2 protein-coding genes are annotated in these 1,809 nt (G+C 61.0%); both read left to right on the top strand.

Features of this window, described 5'->3' with window-relative positions:
- Positions 1 to 199 (top strand): IS66 family insertion sequence element accessory protein TnpB (tnpB, locus tag P0D80_RS49905; protein ID WP_408296070.1); only part of this gene is annotated, 199 nt, incomplete at its 5' end.
- A 32-nt stretch (positions 200 to 231) separates the two neighbouring features.
- The gene (gene tnpC, locus P0D80_RS49900; RefSeq protein ID WP_408296067.1) at positions 232 to 1,785 is read left to right on the top strand and encodes an IS66 family transposase; all 1,554 of its coding nucleotides are present in this window, start codon (positions 232 to 234) and stop codon (positions 1,783 to 1,785) included.
- Positions 1,786 to 1,809 lie beyond the last annotated feature (24 nt).

Genomic DNA, 1,809 nt, shown 5'->3' with positions numbered 1-1,809 from the left:
CGATCGCATCAAGATACTCGGCTGGGGCGGCAACGGCTTCTGGTTGCTGCTCAAACGACTCGAAGCGGATCGCTTCACCTGGCCATCGGGCACGGAGACTATCTCTCTGACGGTCGAGCAATTGCACTGGTTGCTCGACGGCATCGATCTGGCAGTTATCCAGAAGCATCCACGCCGGTTTTACGAACGGATCGGCTGAACGCCCGGTGTATCTGGAAGGTCTAACTGACCATGCCGAAGGACATCGTCACACTCAGTGCCGAAGAGTATCAGGCGCTACTTGCCGAGCGCGACGCACTGCGTGGCGAGCTTCGGCTGGCGAAGGCTGAGCGTGACCTGGCAGAGGAGCGCCTGCGTGCCTATAAGCACGAGTTGTTCGGCGCGTCGAGCGAGGCGCGCGGGACTGACCAGCTGGGCCTGTTTAACGAGGCCGAAGCACTCGGAACTGACGCCACGCCCGCACGTGAGGACGAACCCGCCACGCTGGTTGCAGGGCACACGCGCGCCAAGCGCGGACGCAAACCGCTGGATCCGAATCTGCCGCGCAAGATCGTGCGGCACGAGTTGCCCGAGTCGGACCGCTTCTGCGCGCACGACGGCCATGTGCTGGTTGAGATCGGTGTCGAGACCAGCGAGCAGCTCGACGTAATTCCAGAACAGGTACGCGTCATACAGCATCAGCGGGTGAAGTACGCGTGTCCCTGCTGTGATCTGGGCATCAAGGTTACGCCAGCACCGGCGAGAATCATTCCTCGCGGGCTGCTCACAGAATCGGCGCTCGCGTGGATCATCACCGGCAAGTACCAGTACGGCATGCCACTGTACCGACAGGCGACCCTGCTGCGCCGCTTCGGCGGCGACATCTCGTCAAACACTCTTGCGGCCAGCGTTGTTCGCGTTGGCCTTGCCGTGCAGCCCGTAATCAATCTGATGCGCGATGTGCTGCTCGCCTCGGAACTCATCCATGGTGACGAGACGACTTTCCAAGTGTTGAAGGAGCCAGGACGTCAACCTCAGTCGAAGAGCTATCTGTGGGCGCAAGTCAACGGCTTGGGACCACCCGTTCGGATGTTCTCGTACTCGCCAGGGCGCGGCACGCAACACGCACAGCGACTTTATGCGGGCGTGAAGCCTGGTAGCGTCCTAATGAGCGATGGTTATGAGCTGTACAACGGCATCGCTCATGATCACCAGCTCGTGCATCTCGGATGCTGGGCGCACGTGCGTCGCGGCTTCATCAAAGCGGAAGAGACCGTGCCGAAAGCGGCGCGCACGCCAGACCTGCTGGCTACACGCTTCGTCGGCTTGATCGGAAAGCTGTTCGCTGTCGAGGCGCGCGCAGCGAAGTGGACAGCGCAACGCCGGCAGCGGCTACGTGTTCGCTACAGCAGTCGCGTGCTCGCCGTCATCGAGCGCATGATGGTCAAGCAACTGCCGACGATCGTGCCGTCGAGTTTGCTTGGCAAAGCGCTCCACTACATGCGTGGACAGTGGCCCAAGCTGGTCCGCTACACCGAGAACGGAAACTGGCCCATATCGAACAACCTCTGTGAAAACGCCATCAGGCCGTTCGTCGTCGGAAGGAAGGGATGGCTGTTTGCCGACACTGTTGCAGGTGCGCAGGCCAGCGCCAATCTCTACTCACTGGTCGAGACCTGCAAGGCGAATCGCATCGACCCATATCGCTATCTCGTCTCGCTGTTCACGAAGCTACCTCTCGCTTCAACCGCTGACAACTATGCGGCGCTCATGCCGTGGGCTATGCTGCCTGCTCCCGACCTCTGAGGGGCGTGGTCAATAGACCGCTTA

Origin of the sequence: Paraburkholderia sp. RL17-373-BIF-A (assembly GCF_046030175.1) — a bacterium.
Taxonomy (GTDB): Bacteria; Pseudomonadota; Gammaproteobacteria; order Burkholderiales; family Burkholderiaceae; genus Paraburkholderia.
This window is presented reverse-complemented; position numbering and strand designations above follow the sequence as displayed.